The 7309-nt window shown below is 30.6% G+C and carries 12 protein-coding genes and 1 pseudogene; 12 read left to right on the top strand and 1 reads right to left on the bottom strand.

Going from position 1 to position 7309, the window contains the following annotated elements; all coding sequences use genetic code 11:
• The first annotated feature begins 266 nt into the window (after window positions 1-266).
• The 12 genes from AADI82_RS12285 to AADI82_RS12340 all read left to right on the top strand — a co-directional run bounded on the left by AADI82_RS12285 (window position 267) and on the right by AADI82_RS12340 (window position 6812).
• Window positions 267-1202 carry a 2-hydroxyacid dehydrogenase gene (locus tag AADI82_RS12285; RefSeq protein WP_341216725.1) on the top strand — a complete coding sequence of 312 codons (936 nt, stop codon included), beginning with the start codon at window positions 267-269 and terminating at the stop codon, window positions 1200-1202.
• Window positions 1203-1211: 9 nt separating this feature from the next.
• Entirely contained in the window at window positions 1212-1622 is a 411-nt protein-coding gene (locus AADI82_RS12290) for a response regulator transcription factor (protein WP_341216726.1), read from the top strand.
• Window positions 1623-1702: 80 nt separating this feature from the next.
• A complete protein-coding gene (locus AADI82_RS12295; protein ID WP_341216727.1) occupies window positions 1703-2074 on the top strand; it encodes a VOC family protein in 372 nt (123 codons plus the stop codon).
• 17 nt (window positions 2075-2091) lie between these two features.
• Window positions 2092-2553, top strand: coding sequence for a DUF4199 domain-containing protein (locus AADI82_RS12300; RefSeq protein ID WP_341216728.1), 462 nt, complete (start codon window positions 2092-2094; stop codon window positions 2551-2553).
• A gap of 5 nt (window positions 2554-2558) precedes the next feature.
• Complete coding sequence (locus tag AADI82_RS12305) at window positions 2559-3023, top strand: DUF1801 domain-containing protein (protein WP_341216729.1); 465 nt, start codon at window positions 2559-2561, stop codon at window positions 3021-3023.
• Window positions 3020-3406: a VOC family protein gene (locus AADI82_RS12310; protein WP_341216730.1), complete on the top strand. Its 387-nt coding sequence runs from the start codon at window positions 3020-3022 to the stop codon at window positions 3404-3406. The genes AADI82_RS12305 and AADI82_RS12310 overlap by 4 nt, the downstream gene beginning before the upstream one ends.
• Before the next feature lie 26 nt (window positions 3407-3432).
• Window positions 3433-4197, top strand: a complete 765-nt coding sequence (locus tag AADI82_RS12315; protein ID WP_341216731.1) for a sulfite exporter TauE/SafE family protein — start codon at window positions 3433-3435, stop codon at window positions 4195-4197.
• Window positions 4198-4335: 138 nt separating this feature from the next.
• The gene (locus tag AADI82_RS12320; RefSeq protein WP_034042123.1) at window positions 4336-4782 is read left to right on the top strand and encodes a TM2 domain-containing protein; all 447 of its coding nucleotides are present in this window, start codon (window positions 4336-4338) and stop codon (window positions 4780-4782) included.
• 105 nt (window positions 4783-4887) lie between these two features.
• On the top strand, window positions 4888-5211 hold the full coding sequence (locus AADI82_RS12325; RefSeq protein WP_341216732.1) for a metalloregulator ArsR/SmtB family transcription factor: 324 nt from the start codon (window positions 4888-4890) through the stop codon (window positions 5209-5211).
• Window positions 5212-5309: 98 nt separating this feature from the next.
• Window positions 5310-5807, top strand: a complete 498-nt coding sequence (locus AADI82_RS12330; protein WP_341216733.1) for a DUF6428 family protein — start codon at window positions 5310-5312, stop codon at window positions 5805-5807.
• 193 nt (window positions 5808-6000) lie between these two features.
• Window positions 6001-6420, top strand: a complete 420-nt coding sequence (locus tag AADI82_RS12335) for an arsenate reductase ArsC (protein ID WP_341216734.1) — start codon at window positions 6001-6003, stop codon at window positions 6418-6420.
• A gap of 80 nt (window positions 6421-6500) precedes the next feature.
• On the top strand, window positions 6501-6812 hold the full coding sequence (locus AADI82_RS12340; RefSeq protein WP_341216735.1) for a hypothetical protein: 312 nt from the start codon (window positions 6501-6503) through the stop codon (window positions 6810-6812).
• 5 nt (window positions 6813-6817) lie between these two features.
• Here AADI82_RS12340 and AADI82_RS12345 read toward each other — a convergent pair.
• A pseudogene (locus tag AADI82_RS12345) lies at window positions 6818-7309 on the bottom strand (glycerol acyltransferase); the annotation flags it as partial.

The raw sequence follows: 7309 nt of genomic DNA on the forward strand, positions 1-7309 counted from the left end.
ACGCAAAACTCTTGCATTGAGCTAAGTCGAATGCCTAAAGGAGTCGAACATAATCATTGTACAAAAAATGGAGAAGAAGTACATGTGCTATTATTCGAAAAACTAAATACGGCACATGCAGGAAACATACAACACGAAAAGACATATGCACAATATCCAAAAACATAACTTTCGTCATGCTGAACTTGTTTCAGTATCCCATTAATTATATCTTTGAATTAATAACTAATATGTCACACTGAGCGCAGTCGAAGTGTCTCAACCTTATGAAAATTCTACATCTCGATACCAATCACGAATTATTAATAAATCAACTAAACGATTTAGGATTTACAAACGATGAAGATTACACAGCTTCAAAAGAAGGCATTAAAGCTAGAATTCATGAATACGACGGATTCATTATCCGCAGTCGTTTTTCAATAGACAAAACATTTTTAGATGCTGCTACCAACCTAAAATTTATAGGTCGTGTTGGGGCAGGTTTGGAAAATATAGATTGTGATTATGCCAAAAGTAAAGGCATTCATTTAATCTCTGCACCAGAAGGAAACAGAAACGCCGTTGGCGAACATAGTTTAGCCATGATACTTTCCTTATTCAATAAATTAAATAAAGCCGATAACGAAGTTAGAGCAGGCAAATGGTTACGCGAAGAAAATCGTGGGTTAGAACTCGATGGGAAAACAGTTGGGCTTATTGGTTATGGCAATATGGGAAAAGCTTTTGCAAAAAAGTTACGTGGTTTTGATGTAACCGTTTTATGTTATGATATTAAAGACCACATTGGAGATGAAAATGCAAAACAAGTGTCATTAACAGAACTACAACAATACGCCGATGTTTTAAGTTTACATACGCCAGAAACACCGTTAACCACTAATATGATTGATGACGTTTTTATCAATCAATTTACAAAACCTTTTTGGTTAATTAATACGGCACGTGGTAAAAGTGTAGTGACCAAAGATTTGGTATCTGCATTGCAATCGGGTAAAATTTTAGGTGCGGGACTGGATGTTTTAGAATACGAAAAAACATCGTTCGAAAACTTATTTTCTTCAACTATGCCAGAGGCATTTCAATATTTAATACAAGCAAAAAACGTTTTATTAACGCCACACGTTGCGGGCTGGACTCTTGAAAGTAAAGAAAAGTTAGCGCAAACTATAGTAGACAAAATTAAAGCGAAATTTTGTTAACTTTCGCTTATGAAGAAAACCGTTTTTGTATTCACTCTTTTAATTTTAGCTTTGTTGCTATTGTTTCAAATTGGTAAATATGCCATCGTTTCTGGGAATTTAAAAACAGAAATAATAGTTGCTATTATTGCTATTGTTTTCTTTTTTATAGGTATTTATATTAATAAAAAAAGTATTCAAAAGCAGAACAAATCTTCAATAGAAATCAATCATAAAAAAATTGATGACTTAGGAATTACCAATCGAGAATATGAAGTTTTACAACATATTTCTCTTGGATTATCAAACCAAGAAATAGCCGATAAATTATTCCTTTCAGAAAGTACTATAAAAACCCACGTTTCAAATTTACTAGTTAAATTAAATGCCAAACGTCGTACTCAGGCGTTGCAAATAGCAAAAAATCTACAAATTATTTAAAATTCGTACTTTAGTATGAACTCTAAAAAAAAGACTTAAACTACTTTTAGAGGCGTTATTAATTTTTAAAATAGAATCATATGGAATTAGGAGCATTTTCTGCAAGTTTAAGCGTAAAGGATATTAATAAGTCGAAAGCATTTTACGAAAATCTTGGGTTTAGTGTTTTTGCTGGAGCTATTGAAATGAATTATTTGATCATGAAAAATGGTAATGCATTAATTGGTCTTTTTCAAGGGATGTTTGAAAATAATATTTTAACTTTTAATCCTGGTTGGGATGAAAGCGCAAATAAACTGGATGCGTTTACCGATGTTCGCGATATTCAAAAGCATTTAAAATCTAAATCCATAAAACTCGAAAGAGAAGCAGACGAAACCAGTCAAGGTCCAGCAAGTATAGTACTGTTTGATCCAGATGGCAATACCATTCTTATCGATCAGCATGTCTAAATCAATATAAAAAAATAATGAAAACGACATTAATTAAATACGGTCTTTTTGGTGCAATAACAGGATTTGTTATCTTTTTATCTCACTTAGCATTTGCCAAAAATTTAAGTTTTAGTACCCTGGAAATATTAGGCTACATTTCAATAGTCATCTCTTTATCATTCATTTATTTTGGAATAAAACATTACCGAGATAATATTAATCAAGGTATTATTTCATTGGGTAAAGCTATAATAATTGGTCTGCTAATATCTTTATTGGTAGGAATAGGTATAGGAATTGCAGATTATATATACACTACTTTTTTAAACCCCAATTTCTTTAAAGACTATGCGCAAATGCTAATTGATGAGGGAAGAGGAGACGAAGTTATTGAGATGACAAGTGAAATGGGAGCTTTATTTATGCTTGCTTTAGTAACTGTAATAGGATTTATTATTTCTTTAATATCAGGATTAATACTTCAACGTAAAAATTAAGAATCATGCAATCAAAAGCGAGCACGCCACAACAATATTTAGAAGAACTTCCGAAAGACAGAAAAGAGGTTATTGAAAAATTAAGACAGCAAATTTTGAGTAACCTTCCTAAAGGTATAGAAGAGCAAATGAGTTATGGTATGTTGGGTTATATTATACCGCATTCGGTATATCCAGATGGATATCATTGCGATACGAGTTTGCCTTTACCGTTTATGAATTTAGCATCACAAAAAAACTTTATAGCTGTTTATAGTATGGTTATTTACGCTAAAAAAGAAATCTATGATTGGTTTACAACTGAGTATGCGAAACGCTGTAAGTACAAATTAGATATAGGTAAGAGTTGCATTAGATTAAAAAAAATGAATGATATCCCTTTTGAGCTTATAGGCGAATTAACCGCAAAAATAAGCACAGAAGAATGGATTGAGATTTATGAAAATGCGATTAAAAACAAAAAAAAATGAAAAATAGAGTAACAGGAATTGGAGGACTATTTTTTAAAACAAAAAACCCAAGCAAAACTAAAGATTGGTATAAAAAACATCTAGGTTTTAATACCGATGATTACGGCTGTACCTTTAAGTGGAAGGATAAAGACGGAAAAGATTGTACAACACAATGGAGTGCATTTCCAGAAGACACAAAATATTATGAGCCATCAAAAAAAGACTTTATGTTTAACTATAGAGTTGAGAATTTAGAGGAATTATTAAAAGTTTTAAAAGATGAGGGCGTAACTATTGTTGGCGAAATGCAGGAGTTTGAATATGGGAAATTTGGTTGGATTTTAGATAACGATGGTAACAAAATAGAACTTTGGGAACCCATAGATAGTCCTTTTTTGTAAATTCGTTTTTTATTAAAAAATAATCTTTGTCTTATTTAGAAATCCTTCACTCTTACAATTTAACTGCATTACAATGGATAGCCATTGGCTTTGCAGTTTTTTTATTGGGTTTATCTAAATCAGGAATTAAAGGTATAGGAATCATTATCGTAGTCATTCTTGCTTTCGTTTTTGGCGAAAAAACATCTACAGGAATATTACTTCCAATGCTTATTGTAGCAGATATTTTTGCGGTAATTTATTATAATAGGCACGCTCAATGGAACATTATAAAAAAGTTAATACCATTTATGATTATTGGTGTTTTAGTTGGTGTTTGGGTTGGGAACGATATTTCTAAAATCATTTTTAAAAGGCTAATGGCAATAATAATTATTGCTTCTGTTATTATTATGTTTTATACAGAAAGCAGAAAATCTACCAAAGTACCAACCCATAAACTATTTTCTGCTGGCACAGGGTTTTTAGCGGGCTTTACTACAATGATTGGCAATTTAGCAGGTCCAATTTCTAATATTTATTTTTTAGCCATGCGTTTTCCTAAAAATGAATTTGTAGGTACTGCGGCATGGTTATTTTTTATTATAAATGTGTTTAAACTGCCTTTTCATATTTTTATTTGGAAAACGGTTACTCCAGAATCTTTAGTTTTAAATTCGGTATTAATTCCTGCTGTTATTTTGGGGTTTTTCTTAGGAGCATACATTGTGAAATTAATTTCAAATGTAAATTATAGGCGGTTTATTTTAATTGTTACTGCTATAGGCGGTATTATTATGTTATTTAGGTAGTTTATTATTTGTCAAGTGTTTGTAACAATAACTATTATAAATAGACTTATTAGTTGAATATCAATCTAAAGCCAATGTAATTTAGATTTTATTAAACATTTTTATTAATTTTATAATCAAACCAAAATATTAAATAATATGTCTGACGAAAAAAATTTAAGTGATGACCTAAACGATATGTTAGGCGATGCTAAAGAAGGTGCAAAAAAAGCTGCCGATAAAGCAGGTGAATTTGCCGAAGAAGCTAAAGAAAAAGCAAAAGAGTTTGCTAATGAAGCTAAAGAAACAGCTTCAGAATTTACCGAAAGTGCCAAAGAAACTTTCGCTTCAGGCGAAAACAAAAAAGTGTTAGCTGGTGTTTTAGCTATTTTACTTGGTTCTTTAGGTATCCACAAGTTTATTTTAGGTTATAATAAAGAAGGTATTATTCTTTTAGTTATAACATTAGTTTTAGGATTTATTACCTGCGGTATTGGAGCTAGTTTAGCTGGAATTGTTGGACTAATTGAAGGTATCATCTATCTTACAAAATCTGACGAAGAATTTTATAACACCTATCAAGTTGGTAAAAAACCTTGGTTTTAATCCTTTGAAATTCAATATATAAAATACAGAAAGCCAAAATAAATACATTTTGGCTTTTTTAATTTAATTTAACATCGTAATATTGCAATATTAAAATGTATTGTTATGGGAATTACAAAATCACAAATATTTACTGAACAACAAAACGACTTAGCGCAACTTTTTAAAGTACTTGGGCATCCTGCTCGTGTGGCTATTTTACAATATATAAGCAATCAAAATGCCTGTATCTGCAACGATTTAGTCGAAGAAATTGGTTTAGCACAAGCCACCATTTCTCAACATTTAAAAGAACTAAAAAGTATTGGATTGCTTAATGGAGAAGTGGAAGGTAAAAGCATGTGCTACTGCATTAATATAGAGCGATGGACTGCTTTACAAAAGCAATTAAATGCATTTTTTAATACCACAAAATTAAACTGTTGTTAATTAAATTTTATGAAGATGTCACCTTGAGCGCAGTCGAAAGGCCTTTTAATACATCATCAAATATATTTTCAATTATAAAATAATTAAATAGATTTATTATGAAAACACAAGAATTATTTAACGTTTTAGAACAAAACAAAGACAAATCTTTACTATTCGAATATGCGCCAAATAAATTAGTTGGTGCCAATTACCATATCACCGAAGTAAAACATGTTTCAATTGATTCGGTTGATTGCGGAGCACAAACTGATGCTTGGAAAGAAACCATAATTCAACTTTGGGAAAGCCCAAACGAGCTAGACAAAACCGAATACATGTCGGTTTACAAAGCCATGGCAATTCTTAAAAAAGTGGGTAAAATGAAACCTTATGTTTTTGATGCTGAGGTGAAATTTGAATATAGTAATGTTACGTTTAATACAGCGCAATTATTTGTTAACGATTTCGAAATACGCAATAACGATTTAATAATTAAATTAGCTATCGAAAAAACAGATTGTAAAGCTAAAAGCATTTGTGGTGTTCCAGAAGACAAAGAATTAGTTGCTGCTAACGATGAACCTTGTTGTTCACCAGATGGAAACTGCTGTTAAATAATTTCGTCATTCTGAATTTATTTCAGAATCTCATCCTATAATTAGTATTATGAGAAACAGAAACGAGTTCAGTTTGACGTTGATTTCTATTAAGCTCTAAATAGTTGATTCGTGTATTAGCGGCAAAATAAATAAAGTTAAATTAAAAAAAGATTTCTGCCTTTGCGGAAATAAAAAGAACACCTTTTAAATGAAAAACATTCTAGTATTATGCACAGGAAATTCATGCCGAAGCCAAATGGCACATGGATATTTAAATCATTTTTTAGATAACAGCACTGTAAAAGTATATAGTGCAGGTATTGAAACCCACGGATTAAATCCTGGGGCTTTAGCAATAATGAAAGAAGATGGATTAAATATTGATCATCACACTTCAAATCATGTAGATGAATATGCTGATGTAGATTTCGATTATATTATTACGGTTTGCGATCATGCCAATGAAAACTGTCCGTATATCCCAAGTAAAAATGCAACGAGATTGCATCATAATTTTTTCGATCCATCAAAAGTTATTGGAACTGAAGCAGAAAAACATGCAGCGTTTTTAAAAGCACGAGAGGAAATTAAGACTTATTTTAAGAGGTTTGTTGAAACTTATTTTTAAGCTTTTTTTTCTTGAACTTCAATTATTTTAATACTTTTTTAATCAGAAAGTTTTATTCGTAATTTTGAAAAAAAGTAATTATGATAATAGAAAAAATGATGCAGTTGAATTCTAAAATAACGCATCTAATTTATGATTTGCGAATGCTTAATAAAAAGTATATTAATAGAATAATTGAAGAAGATAAAATTCATTTATTCGATGAAATTGTTAATATCAAAGATGAATTTATTAGAGAAAGTACTTTCTTCGTAAAAGAAAGAATAGAGGTTTTAAAACAAGAACATAATAATTTTGAGGAGTATTCAAAAGAAAGGCTTTCAAAAATCAGCAAAGACATTATTATAGAGTTAAATGAATTAGATAATAAAATTCTTAAGAGTTTTATTTAAAAAATCTAACCCCCATTATTCTCAGCAAACTTACGTTCCAATTCTGCTTGAAACTCTTCCATAACAGGGCGAACAGTGCTTTCTGGTAAGTCGGCAATTTTAATGTACATAAGTCCATCAACCGCGTTGTTAAATAACGGGTCAACATTAAAAGCAACCAATCGTGCATTTTGTTTTATGTACTTTTTAAGGAGTACAGGTAAGCGTAATGCTCCAGGTTCAACTTCATCAATAATTTTATCGAATTTATTTAAATCGGCTTCGGTTTCATCAAATACAAACTCTTTATCGGCATCTTTTAATTTCACCTTAAATTCCTTTTTTGGATGCACATATTGTGCAATATAAGGGTCGTAATAATGCGATTTCATAAATTCAATCATCAATGATTTTGAGAAATTTGAAAACTGATTGCTAATACTAACTCCACCAATTAAAAACTTGTGTTCGGGATAACGCAATGTGGTGTGTACAATACCTTTCCAAAGTAAAAATAA

Origin of the sequence: uncultured Wocania sp. (genome assembly GCF_964021735.1) — a bacterium.
Lineage (GTDB): Bacteria > Bacteroidota > Bacteroidia > Flavobacteriales > Flavobacteriaceae > Wocania_A.